Source organism: Salinibacterium sp. SWN167 (assembly GCF_015864665.1).
Lineage (GTDB): Bacteria > Actinomycetota > Actinomycetes > Actinomycetales > Microbacteriaceae > Rhodoglobus.
Map to the genome: position 1 here is coordinate 1,285,770 of NZ_JADYWU010000001.1, position 20,736 is coordinate 1,306,505.

Below are 20,736 nucleotides of genomic sequence, written 5' to 3' on the forward strand. Positions count from 1 at the left end.
GACAAGCTGACCCCGTGAATACGTCCAATGGTGAGTATTACGAGACCTTGACCGACCTTGCGATAAGCGGCATAGGGCCGGGGGTCGTCGTGGGTCGCAATTACTCATCGACGTTAGCAGCTGTTTCAAGCCCGTTCGGGTTCGGTTGGAATGCAAGCTTCTCAGCGCATCTGGTTGCAAGTTCTGAAAAGGCGTCGAACGGCCGGCCTGTTGCGGTGGATGTTATTCAGGAGAACGGTTCGATCGTCAAGTTTGCTCTCGATAGCACCAATTCTTACGTTGCTCCTGCTCGGATCAACGCTTCGTTGCTCTATAGCTTTGGCGATTGGGTCTATACACGCAATCAGAACGAAATTATCAACTTTGGCCCTGACGGTCTACTCGTGAATGTCAGCGACAGGCGAGGCAACACCGTTAGCTTTGAGCATGATCAGAATGGCGTTCTGACATCTCTGGTCGGCTCAGGAGATCGCCGGATTGACATCGGATGGTCTGGCTCGCGCGTGGCCAGTCTGACCGACCATGCGGGCAGGCAAGTTCAATACGGGTACGACATCGCGGGAAACCTCGTATCAGTCACGAGTATGGACGGCAGCGAGACCCACTACGTATATGACGGCGCGCATCGCTTGACTCAAGTCATCAAGCCCGGGGGTGCCACTACAACGAACACCTACGATACCAATTCACGCGTTGTGTCACAGAGTGACCCTGTCGGCAGAGTCACCACATTCGAATACACGCCTCCGACAACAACGGTTCAACATCCTGACGGATCCCTGACCGTCGATGAGTACTCGGAGGGCCTCCTCGTCGCGCAGACACTGGCCGCGGGGACGCCTGAAAGCGCTACCACCCGGATGTCATACAACAATGAAAACCGCCTGATCCGGCAGTCCGATGCACTGGGACGAGTCTCGTCGTACACGTACGACGAGCGCGGGAATCAGACGTCCATTAAGGATCCTCGCGGAGCCGTGGTTACGAGATGGTTTAGCTTCAATAGCGAGTTGATAAGTCAGCGAGATCAGCTGGGGAGGGAGGCCAGTTGGTCGTATGACGCAAACGGTGGAGTTGTAAGCGCTTCTAGCCCGAGCGGAAGAACCCAAAGTTGGACGCGCAATTCTGATGGTTCGATCGCGTCTTGGACAGACGCGAATGGAAATGTTTCGACGTACCTCTACGACGATGCAGGTCGCGTCGTTTCCGCGACAGATGCCAACTCGCATACTGAGGCGACCGCATATGATCTCGCCGGGCGAGTGGTGTCGACGGCAAACGGGCTCGACGAGTCCGTCACGTATACACGCGATGCGATGGACCGAGTTTTATCCATCACAGACCCCATCAATCGAACTACCGCATTCACCTATGATCAGCGTGGCAATTTAGTTTCAACGCTCGATGCAAAGCAGCAGGTGACGGGGACGATTTACAACCTTGCTGATGAGGCAGTCGCAGTAACCAATGCGCGGGGAAAGACCACCACCCTCCTGTACACCCCTCGTGGACAGGTTGCGTCTGTTGTGGACTCACTTAGTCGAACGACTAGTTTTGGCTACAACCTCAGAGGAGAGTTGGTCTCCACAACCGACCCCCTGGGGCGCACTGCAATCAACGCATACGATGCAGCTGGTCAACAGGTGTCCACTACGTCGCCTAGCGGCGCGATAACATCCCGCACGTTCGACCCGAACGGCAATATTGCCACGCAAACTGACGCCAACAGCAAAACAACGTTGCAAATATGGAACGCCGACGGAACACTTGAGTCTGTAACTGATCCGCTCGGTCGTTACACGGCCATGCGCTACACGCCTGACGGCGAACTCGCTGCGATTGAGTACCCCAATAACGCCTCCGAAACGTACACCTACGATTCTGCCGGGAATCGAATCTTGCTCATCAATGCTGATGGGGAACAGACTTCCTACGCCTATGACTCCGCGAATCTCATGGTTAGTCGCACAGAGCCTGGCGGGCTAGTCACTGGCTACGAATATGACGCCGCCAATCGCCCGTCGCGTGTGACTTCGCCTGATTCGTCTTCCATTACCTACACCTACGATGACGCCGGGCAGCGTACGCGAACACAGTTCAGCGAGACTGGATCAACTGATGTTGTTGTTGCCTACGACGAGCTTGGGCGCCGAACAAGCATGGTCGATGAGTCAGGAACTTCCACCTACGTTTACGACTCGTCGGGAAACCTCACCGAATACACCGCAGCAGGTAGATCGCTCAGCTATGCCTACGACGACGCAGATCAACTGAGCGCCCTCACCTATCCAGGGGTGAAGACTGTCGACTACACGTGGGACGCCGGTGGACAAATGTCCTCGATGACTGACTGGGAGAACAGAACAACTACGTTCGGTTGGTCGGCTGATTCACAACTCACCAGTCAGGCTCTTCCCAATGCTGTCACCGAATCACGAATATACGACCCTGCGGGCCAGACCAAAACGATTAAGACTGCAACCCCGTTAAAGACGTTGGGGACTTATACCTACAACTACGATGCTGCTGGGCAAATCACCTCGGATGTCAGCGCCGATGCGATTAAAGCGTCGCTAACTCGGGTATTCACCTACGATCCGATCTCTCAGCTCGCTTCCTCCAAGTCCGGCACCGCAGCGAAACTCACTTACACTGCCACTCCAGGAAAGAACCTCACCAAGGTCGCCGACGGTACCAAGTTCACCTATAACGCCGCTCAGCAAGTTATCGCTCAGAAGCCGGTCAGCGGTGCGAGCACCGCGTTCGCATATGACGCAAACGGAGCTCGAACATCCGCCATTGTTGCAGCTTCAGGCAGCACGCCTGCGCAGACGACGGGCTACGCATACAACGCGGCCGATGCGCTCGATTCTGTGACGTTGCCGGGCTCGGCAACGGCGGTCACTTACACGGCCGATGGGGACAATCTCCGACAGTCGCGTACGAAGGGTGCGGCGACTACACGATACCTGTGGGATGTCAGCGGCAGTCTGCCGCTCTTGGTCGAAGCAGGCTCGACTAGCTATCTGTACGGGCCATCGCACACTCCGCTCGCGCAGATTGATAGTGCTGGCGATATTGACTATTTGCATGCGGACCTTATCGGTTCGACCCGGATGACATCTAGTGGCTCGGGCGTGGTCACCTCGACTAATGCTTATGACCCGTTCGGTAAACGAACGCATACTGGAACTAGGGACTCAGCATTCGGGTTTTCCGGTAATTTGACCGATGTCGACACTGGTCTGATCTACATGCGCGCGAGGGACTATGACCCGAGGACGGGCCAGTTCCTTACAGTCGACCCCGCTCTGTACTTCACAGGTGACCCGTACGCGTATGTCTCGAATAATCCGCTGTTGAGAATTGATCCCACCGGTCTGTGGGACTTTGTGTCGGATGTCGTTGATCCTCTCGCGGTGAGCATGATGCGAGGCAGTCTGGCAGGCGCCACGAGCGCAATAGTGGGATTCGGGGATGGTGCAAGCCTTGGGTTCACCGACCTGTTCAGGGAATCCGTTGGGCTGAATTGCGTGGTCGATAAAGGCAGTTGGTACTTCGGTGGAAGCTTGGCAGGTTCGCTCGCGACCGATGTCGCGTTGGGCGCGGGTGTCGCGACCGCAGCAGCAAGAATCGGCAGAGTGGACAATATCCTTTCGATAGGAAACACAGCGGTGCGGTACGAAAGACTTTCCACTCGGCCCGTGGTGGTCAATTCGAAGCTTGACAACATCGTTGAAAACCTCTATTCAGCGAAACGAAATCCGCTAAGCGTGGGGAATGGGACGACGGCAGATGCGATTCGTAGCGAGGCGCTGACGGGGCTCGCCACTCAAGGGCGATTTCATAATTACAAGGGACAGGTTAGTCTCAACGGGCTCAATAACCTTATTGCGGGAGGTAATCTGAGCAGTTCTGACTACAGGGTCGCTACGATGCTGCGAAACGAGCTTCTCGATGTCCTAGTGGGGAAATGATGTTGTCAGACGATTCGATGAAGTGCGCTACTGCTGAGATCGCACCCTTTATCCACGAGCTCGTTCACGATGTTCCAGCCCTGCAAGCGGTCTTAGATCAGCACCTTCAGGATTTCGGTGAGTTGCTTACTCATCTTTTCATGGGCGACGTAGCGCGGTGGGCTGCGGCTCGAGCCGAAATTTCGTTGGACGACAAAGAGATCGACAAACTCCTGAGTTTTTTTGAGAGCCGTTACGCGACATCGAATATCTGGGTGAAAAACTTGATCAACGTGTCTTTCATAGAGTATCTCGGGTACGAATCTCCGCTTGCAACGCGGTTCGGGCCTCAAATGCGCGAGGCTTACGTCGAATTGTGGGAGTACTTGTCGCGTCTGGCAGTCGCCGCTAACGATGCAACTGTCCCGAGAAAGAAACCGTGGTGGCGAAAATAAATGGTAGTTGGAGGAAGAGTTCCTGGTGCGAGGCATCGACGACTGGGTGCACGCCGCTGAGGTAATCAGTTTCGTGGGGCGCTCGGGCGTTCATCTAGCTGAAGATCGTCGCGATCTTGCCCTAGGCCTCATCGCGCGCTTGATTCTTGCAGGATTGATAGTTCCGGGAGATATCGTTGGACAAAGCCACAGGCCTTGGACGTGCTCGCCTATCGAGTCAATTGGACGCATCACTCAGGAGTGGAGTGCCAAACCCGATCCATTCGTAATGCCAGGCGAGATTGTCTGGTTTGACCTGTCTCCCGAGGGAAAAATTGTCGGCGACGCCGTCTTGCGGAGGATCGGCTAGCACATCACCATTCCAAACCAAGTCGCTTTTCGAGAGTCTTCAGTGCGGCAGCAAACAAGCACGACACCATAATCGTGGTGCAGCTCGCTAGATCGCCAATGCCGGCAATCTAGCGAGCGCGTTTTAGCCCCAGGTGCGCGCGTCGCCGTTCTGGCGGTAGTCGGGCCAGGGGAGATCGATCGGCGGCTGGAAGTCCACCGGAAGCAGGGCGGGCATCGGTTCGTCAGCGACGCGCTGGTCGAACTCGCTCTTCGCTTCGGCGAGAAGCGCCGGGTCAACCAGCAGATCGATGAACGTTCCGGCGACGGTCTTGCCCGCGGTCTCGATGGTGGGGTCGATTGTCTCGGGGATGCCGCCGAGAGCGTTCATGACCCAGCCAGGGTAGGCGCCCTTGCCGGGGGCAGGCTTGAGAGCGGGGCGTGAGACGTAGAAGCGCACGGTCGGCGCGTAGTGCGTCATCTCGACGTAGTCGTCGCTCGTCCAGTTCTGCTGCCACGGAGCGAGGTGTTCCCGCAGTGCCTTCTCGGCATCCTGCGGGGTGATGAGCTGTTCGCACTCGTCAAGGAACGGCTTCTCCATGGCGTCGAGTCCAAGGTTGCGCTGAATCTCTTGTGCCACAGCGATCGCGTCAGCGCCGTAGCGGGGGGCGCCCACCGCTTCGAGGTTGTTGTAGAGAACGGTCGACATCGCATGGTTGGTGCGACCGGGGCGGCTACGAGCCACCCAGGTCGTCTCCACGTCGCAGTGCGCCATAGCGCCAGCGTGCTCAGCGTTACGGTCGAGCACAGCGAGCACGTGCTCCGCCATCTCGATGTTCGGCGTGCGCCACGAATACTGGATGCGGGCAACGCGCGCCGGCAGATTGTCGGCGGTCGCTTGACCGTCGAGCAAGATGGCGTCGCTGAGACTCCACCCTCCAAAGCTCGGGAGCATGGCATCCTGCATGATGCGTGACGAGGTGTACATCGACATCACTGCGGTCGCCGCGCCCTAAGCCTGAAGGCCGTTGGCGCTGCACCGCGCTAGCGCAACTCTTTCTTCCACGCGCCTTCGTACCCAATCGGCACGAAGCCGACGGCTTCGTTGACCGACAGCATGTGACGGTTCTCTTCGGCGTTGTAGGTGATGACCGAGGGATGCCCGGGAGCGACCCGTTCGAGGTGCGCCAAGTTCAGAACCTTCAGAAGGGTGCCAAGGCGGTGACCGCGGTGCTCGCTGAGTACAATCGTGGCGTCTTGGAGTACCGCGCGCTCGGTCTGCTCGGGCGCGGTGAGCGCGGTGTACGCCACTAGCTCTCCCGACGCGACGTGTTCGATCGCGGCATAGACGCCCGTCACCCCGCTCGCGAGCTCACGCTCGTCGTGGTCGACCACTCGTTCTGCGGTCCAGATATCTTCGGGAGGCTCAAGCCCCGCGCTGGGTTCGTCGGTACTCATGCGTGTGTAGAGGAGCGCGAGGTCGTCGCGCCACGGTTCTGGGCACAGCCCCACCCACTCGTGCACGGCATAGTCGCGGCTACACCGCGTGATGGCGTCGTCGACGAGGGAGTGCAGCCCAGGGACGGGGAGGGGGAGCCGGCTCACGCGCTCAACCTGCTCGAAGCTGTACTGCTGCGACTGCAGAAACTGGGTGCCGTCACCGTCGCGAGGAACGGCGCCAAAGCCGGTGGGGGAGTCCAGTAGCGCGCCATCAGTGGGCACGCTTGAGACGTAGACGTGAACTTTGCGCTTGCCCGCATCCGCCGCAATCGTTTCAAGCTCGGCGAGAAGGCGGGCCCCAATACCGCGGCGCCGATAGTCCGGATGCACGTACGCTTCGATCCACGCTGTGTCTGCCTCCTCGCCGACGTTGGTGCTGTAGTCGCCGCGGCCCACGATGCGTCCGCGATCGCGGGCGACGAGCATCCGCCGGTCTTCGAAGGCGCTGGGCTGCCAGGCTGCGAGGGAGACATGCGGGTCGTGCGCCAGCTCGGGGTAACGCTGCAATATCTCGTCGGTCTCATTGCGCAACGCGGTTGCCGCGGTGAAGTCATCCGACCCATCGAGGGAGAGGGCGAGGGGAATCTCGAGGGTCGTAATCTCAATCTCTGACATGAGCGCACCAATCTGCGGGGGTAAGCGCTACGGAGGTAGCCGACCAGAATACGCCGCGAGTTCGTAGCGCGCTAGAGGCGTGGCCAGTGTGCGCCTAGTGACATCGACGGCCGGGCGCAGCGCGACACCTGCGCGGCAGAACGGTGCAACCCCGCGCATCCGGTACCGTATAGCAAGGTTCTGACCAGCAACTTGGTCAGAGATTTGACCAACGCTGAGACCAGCAACGACCGGGCGGTGACGTGTACCTCAAGAGTTTGACCCTCAAAGGGTTCAAGTCGTTCGCTCAACCGACCACTTTTGCGTTCGAACAGGGCGTGACGTGTGTCGTCGGCCCCAACGGTTCGGGCAAGTCGAATGTGGTGGATGCTCTCGCGTGGGTCATGGGGGAGCAGGGTGCCAAAACCTTGCGCGGCGGCAAGATGGAAGACGTCATCTTTGCCGGAACCGCCACTAAGGGGCCGCTGGGTCGTGCCGAGGTTATTCTCACGATCGATAACGCGGATGGCGCGCTGCCGATTGAATACAGCGAAGTCACTATCAGCCGCACCCTGTTCCGCAATGGCGGCAGCGAGTACGCGATCAACGGCACTTCGTGCCGCCTGCTCGACGTTCAAGAACTCCTGAGCGACTCCGGTCTGGGCCGCGAAATGCACGTCATCGTTGGCCAGGGTCAGCTGGATGCGGTGCTGCATGCCAGCCCCGAAGACCGTCGCGGCTTCATCGAAGAAGCGGCCGGCATCCTCAAGCACCGTCGACGCAAAGAGAAGACGCTGCGCAAGCTCGACGCGATGCAAGCGAACCTCACGCGCCTTTCAGACTTGGCGGGGGAGATCCGTCGTCAGCTCAAGCCTCTCGGCCAGCAGGCTGAGATCGCGAAAGAAGCGGCCTCGATTGCCTCGATCGTGCGGGATGCCCGCGCCCGCCTCCTTGCCGACGAGGTTGTTGAACTGCGCTCGAGCATCAACGACTTCAGCCGCAGCGAGAGCGAACGCAAGACGCAGCGCATCGTGCTACAAGAGCAGCTCGACCAGAACAAGTTGCGCGAAGCCCGCCTCGAACAAGCCCAAGTCGGTGGCGAAGTAGACGAAGCCCGCCGCGTAGCTTTCGGCCTCGAGTCGGTGCAAGAACGTCTGCGCAGTCTCTACACGCTCGCGAACCAGCGACTGTCGTTGCTCGGCCAGCAGAGCGATGCGCCCGTCTCCAGCAATAGCGTCAGCCAAACTCTTGTCGACGAAGTTAAGGCCGGCGCTGATGAACTTGCGACCGGTGTTGAGGATGCGGAGAAGGCCGTCGCCGCAGCCGCTGCCGCAACCGCGACAGCGAAGGCCGCGCTCGACTCGCTCGACGAAGAAATTGCCGCGCAGAGCGCGCTCGTTTCCCGTCACGAGTTGGAGAGCGCTGGGCTCACCGCTCGCGTTGAAGTCGCCACCTCCACTCTGACCGCAGCCCAGGGCGAACTTGTTCGTCAGCAGCAGGCGCTCGCCGAAGCCCAGTCGCGTCGCGAAGCAGCCCAGGTTGAATTCGAAGCGCTCGAGACCCAGGCCAGCAATTCGACTGTCGAAAGCGACGGCTCGCTCGACACCGCCTATGAGGCCGCCGAAGCCACGGTTTCGAGCGTTCAGGCGGAGATCGAAGCCCTGCGCGAAGCCCTTCACACCTCCGAGCGCGAGCGCGATGCTTTGGCCGCCCGCAACTCGGCGCTATCCCTCGCGGTCGACCAGAAGGACGGCTCCAGCGCTCTCGTCGCGGCCAAGCTTTCGGGCATCCGCGGTCTCGTTGCCGAGCATGTAAAGATCACGCCCGGCTACGAAGCGGCCATCGCAGCCGCTCTCGGCACCCTTGCGGATGCCGTGCTTGCCGATGACCGCGATTCGGCCATTGATGCGCTGGCCGAGTCTGCTTCGCGCGATTTCGGTCGCGTCGAAGTGGTTGTCGCGAACGCCGCCAAGCAGTCGGTCTCGCTCGGAACGGCGCCCGGAACGGTTCCCGCCACCGACGTCGTCACGGCCCCCGACGGAGTGCACGGTCTCCTCACCCATGTGCTCATCGCCGACGACCTCGAGGCTGCGCGCGCCGCTTACGGCTCACTCGCGAACGCGGTCGATCTCACGTTCGTGACGCGCGACGGCGACGTGCTCACACAGTTCGTGCTGCGCGGCGGTTCGGGCGCCAAGCGTTCGCGCCTCGAGCTCGTTGCAGAGCGGGATGCCGCCGCTGACAAACTCGGCGTCGTCACCACGCAGATCGAGCGCACGAGCTTCGAACTCGACGAGAAGCGCCGCGAGTTGACCTCCGCGAAGACGGATGCTGAACAAGCCCTCGTGACTCTGCGCGAATACGACGCCCAGCTTGCCGCGCAATCCGAGTTGCTCGGTCGCCACCGCATCCAAGCCGAAGCGGCGCAAGCCGAGTGCGACCGTCTGGCCCGCGCCGTCGATGTTGCCGAAGAAGCCGTGGCCGACGCCACCACCGAAGTGACGCGCGCCCAGACTGCCGCCGACAAGTACCAGGCGGCTCCGCGCCCCATGCTCGACGTCTCCGAACGCGAACCGATGCTGGCCGAAGTGGATGCCGCGCGGGCCCATGAAGTTGAGCTGCGTATCCAAATGGAGACCATCCGCGAGCGAGTGCGCGCCGAGCGTGCCCGCGCCGAACAGCTGGCAGCCCAGCTGGTGCGCGAGCGCGAAGCAGCCCAAGAGCAGGCGCGACTGGCCGTTATTCGTCAACGTCAGATCGCCTCGGCGACCAAGGTCGTAGAGATGCTTCCCGCGGTGCTCGACTCGGTTGATCGTTCGCTCTCTGAGGCGCGCGTTGTTCTCGCCTCGAAGGAAGCGGCGCGCTCAGCCCAGAACGAAGAACTCTCCACCCTGCGCCGCGAAGAATCGGCACTGCGTGAACGCCTCTCGGTGGTCAGCGAAAGCGTCCACGGTCTCGAAATGCAGATTTACGAAAAGAAGCTGCATCTCTCCAGTCTCCTCGAACGCTCGGGCGAAGAACTCGGACTCGTCGAAGATGTACTCGTGGCGGAATATGGGCCCGCGGTGCCCGTTCCCGACGACCGCGTGAACGACGACGCGTCGGAGGACGCCGCAGTGGCGCAGGCCGGAGAGAACACGGCCGCCACCGAAGCCGACTCGAGCCCCGCAGCACCTGAGTCAGACGACAACGCTGAGCCCGTGGCATCCGGCCGACCGTTCGTGCGTGCCGAGCAAGAGGTTCGGCTGCAGAAGGCCGAACGCAAACTGGCGCGCCTTGGCCGGGTCAACCCGCTCGCTCTCGAAGAGTTCGATGCGCTCGAGCAGCGCCACAAGTTCTTGACCGAGCAGCTCACCGACCTCACGAACACCCGCAAGGACCTGCTGACGATCATCGAAGAACTCGATGGCAAGATGCAGACGATCTTCGCTAGTGCCTTCGAGGACACCAAAAACGCGTTCAACGATGTCTTCCCCGTGCTGTTCCCGGGCGGCACCGGCAGCATTTTCCTGACTAACCCGGATGACCTGCTCACCACTGGTATCGAAGTCACGGTCAAGCCTGCCGGTAAGAAGATCGAACGGCTGTCGCTGCTGAGCGGTGGTGAGCGATCGCTGGCCGCTGTCGCGCTGCTCATCGCGATCTTCAAGGCACGCCCCAGCCCTTTCTACATCATGGATGAGGTCGAGGCGGCGCTCGACGATGCCAACCTCGGGCGCTTGCTCGCGATCTTCGAAGACCTGCGTCAAACCAGTCAGCTCATCGTGATCACGCACCAAAAGCGCACGATGGAAATTGCGGATGCTCTCTACGGCGTCAGCATGCGTGCCGACGGTATTAGCGCCGTGGTCGGCCAGCGCGTCGCCAAGGAGACGGCGACGGCCGACGCGAGTTAGCAGCCGGCACTAGCGGTCGCGACTCCTGGCGTCGGGTCTTGGCCTGCGGCCGAACAGCCGCGACCTAGTCGATGCGCTTGAGCGGCTCGCCGTTCACCGTGTGCACGCACCAGCCGCTGTGCAGCTTTTCGACGGTGGAAACGGAACCGTTGACGATCTGATCGAAGTCACGCCCGGCCAGCTCAGACAGTGTGTAGCGAATGATCGTGCCGTGGCAGACGATGATTACTTTCTTACCGGGGTAGTCGAGCGTGACCTCGTTGAGGGCAGCGATGCCGCGCTCCACCACGTTGTGCAGTGATTCCAGACCGGGGTACACAGGACTGTTGGGCCAGCGCTCATCGATTTCGGCTTTGGTGAGGCCTTCACCTTCACCATAGTTGCGCTCGATGAGCAGGTCGTAGCTGCGACCGAGCTCGAGGCCCAAACCGTCGGCGATGATCTGGGCAGTTTCGCGAGCACGCTGCAGGGGAGAGCTGACGATGACGTCCCACTCGGAGCCCCGCAATACCTCGACGGCCTCTCGCGCCTGCTCGCGACCGGTGTCGTTGAGGGGAATGTCGCTGGAACCTTGCATGCGTCCGGCAGCGTTCCAGTCGGTTTGGCCATGGCGAATCAATGAGAGCATTCAAAAACCCTAGCGCGGTTAGGGAAGCAGCATGAACCTGCCTTAACCTGTAGTCATGGCAGCATCCTGGTCGCTCTCGGGCGCACTCAAATCTATGTTCGCGCGCGACACGATCGACGCCGAGACGTGGAGCGATCTCGAAGACGCAATGATCTCGGCCGACTTCGGCCCCGACATCACCGAGTCGGTCATCGACGAGCTACGGGCAAGTGTCGCGCGTTTTAAAACTGACGACCCTACAGACCTGAAGCGGATGTTGCGCGAAACCCTCGAGGAACGTCTCGCTCGCCTCGACCCGACTCTCACTCTCAGCGCCCGCCCCGCGGTCGTGCTCGTTGTGGGCGTCAATGGCGTCGGAAAGACCACCACGATTGGCAAGTTCACCAAGTTCCTCGTGGGCCATGGCCGCACGGTGGTCGTGGGCGCGGCTGACACGTTCCGTGCTGCTGCCGTTGAGCAGCTGGCGACGTGGGCCGAGCGTGGCGGAGCATCGATCGTGCGCCCGCAGCAGCAGGGCCAAGATCCGGCATCCGTCGCCTTCCAGACGGTCGAGCGCGCTCAGCGCGAGGGCATCGACATCGCGATCATCGACACCGCTGGTCGTTTGCAAACCAAGAGCGGTCTGATGGATGAGCTTGGCAAGATCCGTCGCGTTGTCGAAAAGCAGACGGAGATCGCTGAAGTGTTGCTCGTGCTTGACGCGACAACCGGCCAAAACGGTGTCGCTCAAGCAGAAGCGTTTATTCAGCACGCCGGGGTCACCGGCCTCGTCATTACGAAACTTGACGGCTCAGCCAAGGGTGGCTTCGTGCTCGCCGTTCAGGAGCGCACGGGCATCCCGATCAAGCTCGTTGGGCAGGGCGAGGGCATCAATGACCTCACCGGTTTCACGCCCCACGTATTCGTGCAGGGCCTCGTTGGCTAGCTGCTAGTTGCTGGTTGCTCGTTGCCGGCCGCCCAGGCTCGACGGGTAGGCGCCTCGCGCTAGTTGCTGGCCGCTTTGTGCGCCGCAGAGAGCTCGAGGTAGTGAGCGGCATTCTCGCGAACGCCCGCCTTCTCTTCGTCGCTGAGTTCGCGACGAACCTTGGCGGGCACTCCGGCCACGAGCGAGCCGGGCGGGATGATGGTGCCTTCGAGAACGACGGCGCCAGCGGCAACGAGCGATCCGGTTCCGATCACCGCACCGTTGAGCACGGTCGCGCTCATGCCGATGAGGCAGTCGTCTTCGACGGTGCAGCCGTGCAGCACAGCGCCGTGACCGACGCTCACTCCGGAACCGACGGTCGTCGGGATGCCCTCATCACAGTGCACGGAGACGTTGTCTTGCAGGTTCGACCCCTCGCCGATCGTGATGGCGTCGGTGTCGCCGCGCAGTACTGCACCGTAAAAGATGCCAACGCCCTCGGCGAGCGTGACCCGCCCGATGAGAGTGGCGTTGGGCGCTACGAAAGCGCTGTCGGCAACCTGGGGCGTGTGTCCGGCGAGAGTCACGATAAGAGCAGTCATGCCTCTAAGTTAGCGCGAGAGAAGCCGCAGCGAGAAGCAACCGGCGAGAGAAGCTGTTAGCGCGAGAAGCGCGAAGCGATCTCGACCATGACACTTTCGTCGCCGGCGTAGATGCCGTCGGCGCGGGGCCAGTGCCCGATCACGTCGGTGAAGCCGAGCGCGTCGGCGCGACCGACAGCGTCTTCCCACGTGTCGACGCTCTCCAGACTGAACTGGGGTGCGCCATCCAAGTTGAGGTAGCGATCAATGCTGCCGGATGCTCGGCCCACCTTCTCGAGGGCCTCCTCCATGCGCGCGGCAGTGTCAGCGACGATCTGCCACCACTCGTCGAGGGTGTCGGCGGTGCGACCGAGGGTGAGCCAGCCATCGGCGAGTTCGGCGGTGAGCCGGAGGCCGCGAGGGCCTTCGGCGGCGACCACGAAGGGCATGCGCGGTCGTTGGGCGGGGGCCCCGACCATCCGAGCGTTGACGGCCGTGAACCAGTCACCGCTAAAGCTGATGCCGCCGCTGCCGGGATCCTCGAAGCGCAGTAACTCGTCGAGCCCTCGCACAAATTCTTCGAAGCGAGCATGACGCTCGCGCGGAGTGAGCTCGTCTTGGCCGAGCACGGTCGCGTCAAAGCCGGTGCCACCCGAGCCGACGCCGAGCAGAAAGCGGCCAGCGCTCACGTCGTCGAGCGTTGCGAGTTCTTTGGCGAACGGAACCGGATGCCGGTAGTTGGGTGAGGCGACAAAGGTACCGAGCCCGATGCGGCTCGTGACGCTCGCGGCGGCCGTGAGCGTGGGAATGGTGGCGTACCACCGCTCGTCGGCGAGGGACCGCCACGACAGGTGGTCGTAAATCCACGCATGATCGAAGCCGAGTTCCTCTGCCTGAATCCAGCGATGCTTGGCTTCAGCCCAAGGCTGTTGGGGGAGTATGACGATGCCGTGTCTCACGTTCTCACCCTACTCGGAGCCTCTGTCGGCGTTGTGGGGTCGCAGCACGGCCAAAGACACCTTAAACTGGTGGCATCATGGCCACTTTTGGAAATCTCACCGACCGCCTCGCGGATACCTTCAAAAACCTGCGCGGCAAGGGCAAGCTCAGCGAGGCGGATGTCGATGGCACCGTTCGCGAGATTCGCCGTGCCCTCCTCGATGCTGACGTCGCGCTCGAGGTCGTCAAGGAGTTCACGGGTCGCGTTCGCGAACGTGCGCTCGGTCACGAGGTTTCTGCGGCGTTGAATCCGGCCCAGCAGGTGGTACAGATCGTCAACGACGAGCTCGTCACGATTCTGGGTGGCGAGGCTCGCCGCATCGAGTTCGCGAAGAACCCGCCGACGGTCATCATGCTCGCGGGTCTGCAGGGTGCCGGTAAGACGACCCTCGCCGGAAAGCTCGCGAAGTGGCTCGCAGCTGACGGCCACACGCCGCTGTTGGTCGCCGCTGACCTCCAGCGCCCGAACGCTGTCACCCAGTTGCAGGTTGTTGCCGAGCAGGCTGGCGTCGCCGTCTTCGCTCCCGAACCGGGCAATGGCAAGGGTGACCCGGTCAAGGTCTCCAAGCAAGCGATGAAGTTTGCCAAAGACAAGCAGCACGATGTTGTGATCATTGACACCGCTGGTCGTTTGGGTGTGGATGCCGAGCTGATGAAGCAGGCAGCGAACATCCGCAAGGCTGTCGACCCTGACGAAGTGCTCTTCGTTATTGACGCGATGATCGGTCAAGACGCCGTCAAGACCGCTCGCGCCTTCCAAGAGGCCGTGGACTTCACGGGTGTAGTGCTCACCAAGCTCGATGGTGACGCTCGCGGTGGTGCAGCGCTGTCCGTTGCCTCCATCACCGGTCGTCCGATCATGTTTGCGTCGACGGGTGAAGGTCTTGGCGACTTCGAGCCGTTCCACCCCGACCGCATGGCGAGCCGCATCCTTGACCTGGGTGACATCCTCACCCTCATCGAGACGGCGCAGAAAACCTTCGACGAAGAAGAGTCGCGCAAGGTTGCCGAAAAGTTTGCGACAGACACATTCACTCTTGATGACTTTCTGCAGCAGATGCAGCAGCTCAAGAACATGGGCTCGATCAAGAGCATGCTTGGCATGCTTCCCGGTGCGAAGGGCATGCGCGAGCAGCTCGACAACTTCGATGAGTCGGAGATCACGCGCACTGAGGCCATCATCCAGTCGATGACAAAGCAGGAGCGCACCACACCGAAGCTCCTCAATGGTTCGCGTCGCGTGCGTATTGCGCGTGGTTCGGGAACGACTGTCACCGAGGTGAACGCGCTCGTGAATCGCTTCGAGCAGGCCGCGAAGATGATGAAGACTGTCGCCAAGGGTGGCACGCCTCAGATTCCCGGCATGGGCCCAATCCCCGGCGGACATGGCGGCAAGTCAGCCAATGCGCGAAAGAACCAGAAGAAAAAGGGTTCCAAGTCTGGCAACCCCGCCAAGCGTGCTGCTGAGGATGCGGCGCGCGCTCAGGGCGCTGTCGAACCGTCAGCACCGTCCGGTTCCGGGTTCGGCCTTGGTGGATCAAAGCCTGCCGCTGGTGGGCCCTCACCTGAAGAGCTGGAGAGCCTGCAGAAGTTTCTCGGGCGCTAGTCCGCGATAGTTGTTGAGGCCTCCGGCGTCGGTGGCGAACCACTCTTCTGGGTGTGTGCGGGAGGGGATATTGTGGAGCTATGACACAGAGCCGCCCCGTTCGTATTGCCGTTCAGCTTCAACCTCAGCACGCCGAATATTCGGTCATTCGTGACCGCGTAAAAGAGCTTGAACAGCTGGGTGTTGACGTTCTCTTCAACTGGGATCACTTCTTCCCGCTCTACGGCGAGCCCGACGGGCTGCACTTTGAAGCGTGGACCGAGCTGGCATCGTGGGCTGAGATGACGAGCCGCGTCGAATTCGGCACGCTCGTGAACTGCAATAGCTACCGCAACCCCGATCTGCAGGCCGACATGGCTCGCACCCTCGACCACATCAGTGGTGGCCGCTTCATCTTCGGTACAGGCTCTGGCTGGTTCGAGCGCGACTACCAGGAGTACGGCTACGAGTTCGGCACGGCCGGCTCGCGGTTGGATGCTCTTGCTGAAGCACTGCCGCGCATCGAGTCGCGCTGGCAGAAGCTCAACCCGCCGCCCACGCGCAAGATCCCTGTTCTTATCGGTGGTGGGGGAGTGAAGAAGACTCTCAAGCTTGTCGCCAAGCACGCCGACATCTGGCACAGCTTCGCCACGGGCGAGGAGTTGGTGCACAAGCTCGAGGTGCTTGCCGGCCACTGCGAAACCGTCGGCCGCGACATCAACGAGATTGAGCTCTCGAATGAGTTGCGCGAGAAGAGCGTTGAAGATGCTGACAGCATGCGCGAGCAGGGCATCACCCTCTTCACGCTCGGTATTACCGGACCTGATTACGACCTCACGACCACCAAGCAGTGGCTTGCGTGGCGTGACTCTCAGAACGGCTAAAGGCACCTCTTTGGGGCTTTATTGGCGATCGGTTCCCCAAGCCATCAAAACTCTGGCAGAATAGGCGGTTGAGTCCTCCGTAGCCCGACCCTCTAATCAGGCCCGGATGGAATCCACTAGAGCTTTTCTGCCGAGTGTGCCCCCACGCTCACGGCTAGCGGTTCGCCACCAATAACATTTAAATCAGGAGAATTGTGGCTGTAAAGATTCGTTTGAAGCGCATGGGCAAGATCCGTGCACCCTACTACCGCATCGTCGTTGCCGACGCGCGCAAGAAGCGCGATGGTCGTGTCATCGAAGAAATCGGAAAGTACCACCCCACCGAGGAGCCCTCGTTCATCGAGGTCGAGTCCGAGCGTGCACAGTACTGGTTGAGCGTTGGCGCGCAGCCTAGCCCGCAGGTTGAGGCAATCCTCAAGCTGACCGGCGACTGGGGCCAGTTCAAGGGTGACAAGAACGCTGTAAGCACCGTCAAGGTCAAGGAAGCCAAGGCAGAGTTCCAGGCTGACGAGAAGAAGAAGCCTGTTCTCAAGCCCAAGGCTGAGAAGGCTGAGCCTAAGGCTGAAGAGGCACCTGCTGCCGAAGCTCCCGTCGCTGACGAGGCTCCTGCTGAAGCACCTGCCGCTGACGCAGACAAGGCTTAGCAATTGCTCGCTCCCGCGCTCGAACACCTCGTTAAAGGCATCGTCGATCACCCCGAAGACGTTCAGGTCGTTGCAAAGAACACGCAACGCGGCGAACTCCTCGAGGTTCGCGTGCACCCAGAAGATCTTGGCCGCGTAATCGGTCGCTCTGGTCGCACCGCGAAAGCACTGCGAACGCTGATCACGGCACTTGCCGATGGTCGCAAGGTTCGTGTCGACGTCGTCGACACTGACTTCTAAGCAGTGGGCGAAGTAAAGATTCCCCGAGAAGGTCGCACACAGCTGCGAGTGGGGCGTCTGACGAAGGCTCACGGGCTTAAGGGAGCCGTCAAAGTAGAGATGTACACGGATGCCCCGGAACGTCGTTTCGTTCCGGGCGCCGTGTTTTCTCTGCAAGTGCCGACAAGTTCGGCCTGGCATGGCAAGACACTGGAGCTCATTGAGCTCAAGTGGTTCAACGCACAACCGGTCGCGTTCTTTAAGGGCGTTCCTGACCGCAGTGCCGCTGAGAAGCTCGTTAAGGCAATTCTGTGGATCGATCACGATCCCAACGAAGCGCCAGAAGAAGACGCGTGGTTCAACCACCAGCTGATCGGCCTCACCGTTATCCGTGACGGTAAAAAGGTCGGCACTCTCGCTCAGGTAGATCATTTCCCCGGGCAAGACCTGCTGACGGTCACTACCGACAACGGTGACGTTCTGGTTCCCTTCGTGAAGTCCATCGTGGCTAGCGTCGACATTGACGCGGGCGAGATGGTGGTTACTCCACCTCCCGGACTCTTCGAGGAGATTGCGGAAGACGCATCCGAAGAGCCCACAGAAGCGGTCGCAGAAACGGTCGAAAAAGAGACGCCGAGCGCAGCTTCTGACGAGGCTGACGCGCCCGAGTGCGACTAGTAGCGAAGGTCACCGCGTGCGCATCGACATCGTGACGATCTTCCCCGATTTCTTCGGGGTGCTCGATATTTCTCTCCTGGGCAAGGCTCGCGAGCGGGGAATCATCGAGTTGGGTGTGCACGACCTGCGCGACTACACCCACGATCGTCATCGCACTGTCGATGACACTCCGTACGGTGGTGGCGCTGGCATGGTCATGCGCCCCGAGCCGTGGGGAGAAGCGCTGGATGCCGTTCTCACGCCCGAAACGGTAGTGATCGTTCCCACGCCTGCCGGCGTTCCGTTCACGCAGGCTGCAGCCCGCGAGTTGGCGCTCGAGAAGCATCTCGTCTTCACGTGCGGTCGCTATGAGGGCATCGATCAGCGAGTGATCGACTACGCGGCATCCACTGTTCGGGTTCGTGAGATAAGTCTCGGCGATTACGTGCTCAATGGCGGAGAAGTTGCCACGATGGCGATGATCGAGGCGATTGGCCGTCTCGTGCCAGGCGTGATCGGTAACCCTGAAAGTCTGACGGAGGAGAGCCACGAACAGGGCCTCCTCGAATACCCCAGCTACACCAAGCCATCGACGTGGCGTGAGCGTGCTGTACCTCCCGTGTTGCTCAGCGGCAACCACAAGGCAATTGCCGATTGGCGTCATGCGCAGCAGGTTGAGCGCACCAAGCGCGTTCGCCCCGATCTCTTGCCCGACGCGGAGTAGTACAACTTTCGTCGCGTCTCAGCCCCCTGTGTAAGCATGGAGCCATGACGCTCAGACTGATGCCCGGCTCCTTTTTCGCAGCGATTGCCGCAGTTGCTTTGCTGGCTGGCTGCACCGCGACTGACGTTGATTCTTCAGACTCGTCGTCGGCGGATGCCGCGACGCCAGCACCAGCATCAACGGCGAGCTCCGAAGGCGGCGCCGGTGAATCGAGCGACTCGACACTCACCACCCGACGGATGACCGTCGACGAGGTCACGATCGCCGATCTCAACGCGAGCCCGCTCCCGGATGGTTACGCGCAGTCGGCGGTGTCGGTGGATGCGTGGCCGGCCGTTGACGTGCTTGTCGACGCCACTGACGCCGAAGTCGTGCAGGCTCGGGGCGAGTTGGCGGCGACGCTCGGCGGAGCAGACATCGTCATCACTGCTGAGGTGGCGTCGTGCGAACTCATCGCCGTCTGGGTGCTCCCGCAGCCCGATAGCCTGCGCGTCGGCCATGAAACCAACCCGTCAGCGGTCGGATGCTCGGCTCCGACCACTTACGACGTGCTGTTTGCTATTCCGAAGGCAGGAACCAACAGCGAGGGCAGCTGGGACTACACCAGCACGGTTGCGCCGATTCAGCTCGAGCGTCGCGTCGGCACCCAAAGCTAGGGCTGCCGGCTAGCGAGAACGCTGGGGTGCGGTCTCGACGCGGTGAGGTTGAACGCGCGGACTGCCCCTACTTGCGAGCGGTAAGGACGAGCGGGCCGTCTGCGGTCACGGCAACGGTGTGCTCGAAGTGAGCCGCGCGCGAGCCGTCAGCACTGCGCAGCGTCCAGCCATCGTCATCCGTGTAAATGTCGTCGGTGCCGATCATGAGCCACGGCTCGATGGCAAAGACGAGACCTGGCTTGAGCGGCATTCCACGACGGGCTTTTCCATCGTTGGGGATGTGTGGGTCGCCGTGCATTTCGCGGCCAACGCCGTGCCCGCCAAAGTCCAAGTTCACTTCGTAGCCGGCACCGTAGGCGACGTCTCCGATAGCGGCCGAGATGGCACCGATGCGGTTGCCGACGACTGCGGCGGCGATTCCGGCGTCTAGGGCGCGCGACGTGGCATCCATGAGTTTGAGATCTTCGTCGCGGGGTGTGCCCACAGCGAAGGTGATTGCTGAGTCCGCGACCCAGCCATCAACTGCGACCGCAAAGTCGAGGCTCACGAGGTCGCCATCCTTCAGCGTGTAGTCGTGGGGAAGTCCGTGCAGAGCGGCATCGTTGACCGACGTGCAGATGACCTTGCCGAACGGTGAAGCGCCGAACGAGGGGTGGTAGTCGATGTAGCAGCTCTCGGCGCCGCGTTCGCGGATCATGCTGTGGGCGAGGGCATCGATCTCGAGCAGGTTGGTGCCCACCTTGGTTGCTGCCTGTGTAGCGGTCAGCACGCTGGCCACAAACTCGCCAGCGGCCTTCATCTCATTGATTTCGGCGGGGGTTCTCAACTCGATCATGCGGTAGCTGCCTCTTTCGTGTGCGGTGCCAGGAGTTGCGCAATGAACTCTCGGAGCTTGTCGATAAACGGTTCTTCACCGCGCGGGTCATACAAGAATGCACGCTCTAACAGCGAATCGGCGATTTCTACCGTCACTTCGATATCGAAAGCGAGCGCATCCGAGGCGGGAACCTTGTAGGTAGTGACAAGGAGATCGGTCAAAATCTCTGCCAACGCCGTGTTGTTGCTCTTGCGATCAACGTTGAAACGGCGGTCGATGATGTTGCCGAACGACAGCACTCGAAAACCTGGTTCGGTGCGGCAAAATTCAACGTAGAGATCGATGGCGGCGTTGAGGGCTTCGAGGCCCGTAGTGGCACGCTTCGCGAGGGTTGCCGAAAGCCCGGCGCGATACTTATCGAAGTTTCGCGACGCGAGGCCACGAAGAAGCGACTGGATGTTGGGAAAGTAGCGATAGATCACGCCAACCGAGGAGCGTGACCGCTTTGCGACTTCACTCGTGGTGAGGGCATCAATGCCTATTTCGTCGAGCAGTACAGCGGCCGCATCGAGGAGGACGTTGATTCGTTCTGCGCTTCGCTGCTGCACTGGTTCGGTGCGAACGATCGCGGTGTTGGGCACGGGGGACACCAAGTCTTTCGGTTCGATGCTTCTCAGCATTCCTGATCACATCGAAGATACCCTGAGAAG

The 20,736-nt window shown here is 60.9% G+C and carries 19 protein-coding genes; 12 read left to right on the forward strand and 7 right to left on the reverse strand.

Annotation, left to right across the window (positions count from 1 at the left end; genetic code table 11):
• Positions 1-14: 14 nt before the first annotated feature.
• From I6E60_RS06120 to I6E60_RS06130, 3 genes are read left to right on the forward strand one after another with little or no spacing between them, the layout of a single operon-like run.
• Positions 15-3,977 carry an RHS repeat-associated core domain-containing protein gene (locus I6E60_RS06120; RefSeq protein ID WP_307841786.1) on the forward strand — a complete coding sequence of 1,321 codons (3,963 nt, stop codon included), beginning with the start codon at positions 15-17 and terminating at the stop codon, positions 3,975-3,977.
• Positions 3,974-4,411, forward strand: coding sequence for a hypothetical protein (locus tag I6E60_RS06125; protein ID WP_197123976.1), 438 nt, complete (start codon positions 3,974-3,976; stop codon positions 4,409-4,411). The genes I6E60_RS06120 and I6E60_RS06125 overlap by 4 nt, the downstream gene beginning before the upstream one ends.
• 25 nt (positions 4,412-4,436) lie before the next feature.
• On the forward strand, positions 4,437-4,760 hold the full coding sequence (locus I6E60_RS06130) for a hypothetical protein (RefSeq protein WP_197123978.1): 324 nt from the start codon (positions 4,437-4,439) through the stop codon (positions 4,758-4,760).
• A 123-nt stretch (positions 4,761-4,883) separates the two neighbouring features.
• Here I6E60_RS06130 and I6E60_RS06135 read toward each other — a convergent pair whose 3' ends face one another.
• Positions 4,884-5,732 (reverse strand): hypothetical protein, encoded by an 849-nt coding sequence (locus I6E60_RS06135; RefSeq protein ID WP_231601137.1) that lies wholly within the window; start codon positions 5,730-5,732, stop codon positions 4,884-4,886.
• 50 nt (positions 5,733-5,782) lie between these two features.
• Positions 5,783-6,853, reverse strand: coding sequence for a GNAT family N-acetyltransferase (locus I6E60_RS06140; RefSeq protein ID WP_197179315.1), 1,071 nt, complete (start codon positions 6,851-6,853; stop codon positions 5,783-5,785).
• A gap of 242 nt (positions 6,854-7,095) precedes the next feature.
• On the opposite strand from I6E60_RS06140, the gene smc reads away from it, so the two are divergent.
• Positions 7,096-10,728, forward strand: a complete 3,633-nt coding sequence (gene smc, locus I6E60_RS06145; protein ID WP_197179317.1) for a chromosome segregation protein SMC — start codon at positions 7,096-7,098, stop codon at positions 10,726-10,728.
• A gap of 64 nt (positions 10,729-10,792) precedes the next feature.
• Here smc and I6E60_RS06150 read toward each other — a convergent pair whose 3' ends face one another.
• Complete coding sequence (locus tag I6E60_RS06150) at positions 10,793-11,356, reverse strand: histidine phosphatase family protein (protein WP_197123984.1); 564 nt, start codon at positions 11,354-11,356, stop codon at positions 10,793-10,795.
• A 55-nt stretch (positions 11,357-11,411) separates the two neighbouring features.
• On the opposite strand from I6E60_RS06150, the gene ftsY reads away from it, so the two are divergent.
• A complete protein-coding gene (gene ftsY, locus I6E60_RS06155; RefSeq protein ID WP_197179319.1) occupies positions 11,412-12,281 on the forward strand; it encodes a signal recognition particle-docking protein FtsY in 870 nt (289 codons plus the stop codon).
• Between the two features lie 59 nt (positions 12,282-12,340).
• Here ftsY and I6E60_RS06160 read toward each other — a convergent pair whose 3' ends face one another.
• Positions 12,341-12,862, reverse strand: coding sequence for a gamma carbonic anhydrase family protein (locus I6E60_RS06160; protein WP_197179321.1), 522 nt, complete (start codon positions 12,860-12,862; stop codon positions 12,341-12,343).
• Positions 12,863-12,918: 56 nt separating this feature from the next.
• Positions 12,919-13,800 carry an LLM class flavin-dependent oxidoreductase gene (locus I6E60_RS06165; protein ID WP_197179323.1) on the reverse strand — a complete coding sequence of 294 codons (882 nt, stop codon included), beginning with the start codon at positions 13,798-13,800 and terminating at the stop codon, positions 12,919-12,921.
• 77 nt (positions 13,801-13,877) lie between these two features.
• Between I6E60_RS06165 and ffh the strand changes: the two genes are divergently transcribed.
• The 7 genes from ffh (at position 13,878) to I6E60_RS06200 (ending at position 19,209) form a co-directional block, all read left to right on the forward strand.
• Positions 13,878-15,446 carry a signal recognition particle protein gene (ffh, locus tag I6E60_RS06170; RefSeq protein ID WP_197179325.1) on the forward strand — a complete coding sequence of 523 codons (1,569 nt, stop codon included), beginning with the start codon at positions 13,878-13,880 and terminating at the stop codon, positions 15,444-15,446.
• An 80-nt stretch (positions 15,447-15,526) separates the two neighbouring features.
• Positions 15,527-16,309 (forward strand): LLM class F420-dependent oxidoreductase, encoded by a 783-nt coding sequence (locus I6E60_RS06175; protein WP_197179326.1) that lies wholly within the window; start codon positions 15,527-15,529, stop codon positions 16,307-16,309.
• Between the two features lie 194 nt (positions 16,310-16,503).
• Complete coding sequence (rpsP, locus tag I6E60_RS06180) at positions 16,504-16,953, forward strand: 30S ribosomal protein S16 (protein WP_197123996.1); 450 nt, start codon at positions 16,504-16,506, stop codon at positions 16,951-16,953.
• A gap of 3 nt (positions 16,954-16,956) precedes the next feature.
• Positions 16,957-17,193 (forward strand): RNA-binding protein, encoded by a 237-nt coding sequence (locus I6E60_RS06185; RefSeq protein ID WP_010203243.1) that lies wholly within the window; start codon positions 16,957-16,959, stop codon positions 17,191-17,193.
• A gap of 48 nt (positions 17,194-17,241) precedes the next feature.
• On the forward strand, positions 17,242-17,850 hold the full coding sequence (rimM, locus tag I6E60_RS06190) for a ribosome maturation factor RimM (RefSeq protein ID WP_197123998.1): 609 nt from the start codon (positions 17,242-17,244) through the stop codon (positions 17,848-17,850).
• Between the two features lie 16 nt (positions 17,851-17,866).
• A complete protein-coding gene (gene trmD, locus I6E60_RS06195) occupies positions 17,867-18,553 on the forward strand; it encodes a tRNA (guanosine(37)-N1)-methyltransferase TrmD (protein ID WP_197124000.1) in 687 nt (228 codons plus the stop codon).
• 44 nt (positions 18,554-18,597) lie between these two features.
• A complete protein-coding gene (locus I6E60_RS06200; RefSeq protein WP_197179328.1) occupies positions 18,598-19,209 on the forward strand; it encodes a hypothetical protein in 612 nt (203 codons plus the stop codon).
• 67 nt (positions 19,210-19,276) lie between these two features.
• Here the strand turns inward: I6E60_RS06200 and map are convergent, their stop codons facing one another.
• The gene (map, locus tag I6E60_RS06205; protein WP_197124004.1) at positions 19,277-20,044 is read right to left on the reverse strand and encodes a type I methionyl aminopeptidase; all 768 of its coding nucleotides are present in this window, start codon (positions 20,042-20,044) and stop codon (positions 19,277-19,279) included.
• Complete coding sequence (locus I6E60_RS06210; protein WP_231601138.1) at positions 20,041-20,706, reverse strand: TetR/AcrR family transcriptional regulator; 666 nt, start codon at positions 20,704-20,706, stop codon at positions 20,041-20,043. The genes map and I6E60_RS06210 overlap by 4 nt, the downstream gene beginning before the upstream one ends.
• Between the last annotated feature and the right edge of the window lie 30 nt (positions 20,707-20,736).

Coding starts and splice junctions, on each gene's coding strand:
- I6E60_RS06135 (WP_231601137.1), bottom strand. CDS start 5,732: ATGTCGATGTACACCTCGTCACGCATCATGCAGGATGCCATGCTCCCG.
- ffh (WP_197179325.1), top strand. CDS start 13,878: ATGGCCACTTTTGGAAATCTCACCGACCGCCTCGCGGATACCTTCAAA.
- ftsY (WP_197179319.1), top strand. CDS start 11,412: ATGGCAGCATCCTGGTCGCTCTCGGGCGCACTCAAATCTATGTTCGCG.
- I6E60_RS06150 (WP_197123984.1), bottom strand. CDS start 11,356: ATGCTCTCATTGATTCGCCATGGCCAAACCGACTGGAACGCTGCCGGA.
- I6E60_RS06210 (WP_231601138.1), bottom strand. CDS start 20,706: ATGCTGAGAAGCATCGAACCGAAAGACTTGGTGTCCCCCGTGCCCAAC.
- I6E60_RS06140 (WP_197179315.1), bottom strand. CDS start 6,853: ATGTCAGAGATTGAGATTACGACCCTCGAGATTCCCCTCGCCCTCTCC.
- I6E60_RS06175 (WP_197179326.1), top strand. CDS start 15,527: ATGACACAGAGCCGCCCCGTTCGTATTGCCGTTCAGCTTCAACCTCAG.
- map (WP_197124004.1), bottom strand. CDS start 20,044: ATGATCGAGTTGAGAACCCCCGCCGAAATCAATGAGATGAAGGCCGCT.
- I6E60_RS06160 (WP_197179321.1), bottom strand. CDS start 12,862: ATGACTGCTCTTATCGTGACTCTCGCCGGACACACGCCCCAGGTTGCC.
- I6E60_RS06200 (WP_197179328.1), top strand. CDS start 18,598: ATGACGCTCAGACTGATGCCCGGCTCCTTTTTCGCAGCGATTGCCGCA.
- I6E60_RS06125 (WP_197123976.1), top strand. CDS start 3,974: ATGATGTTGTCAGACGATTCGATGAAGTGCGCTACTGCTGAGATCGCA.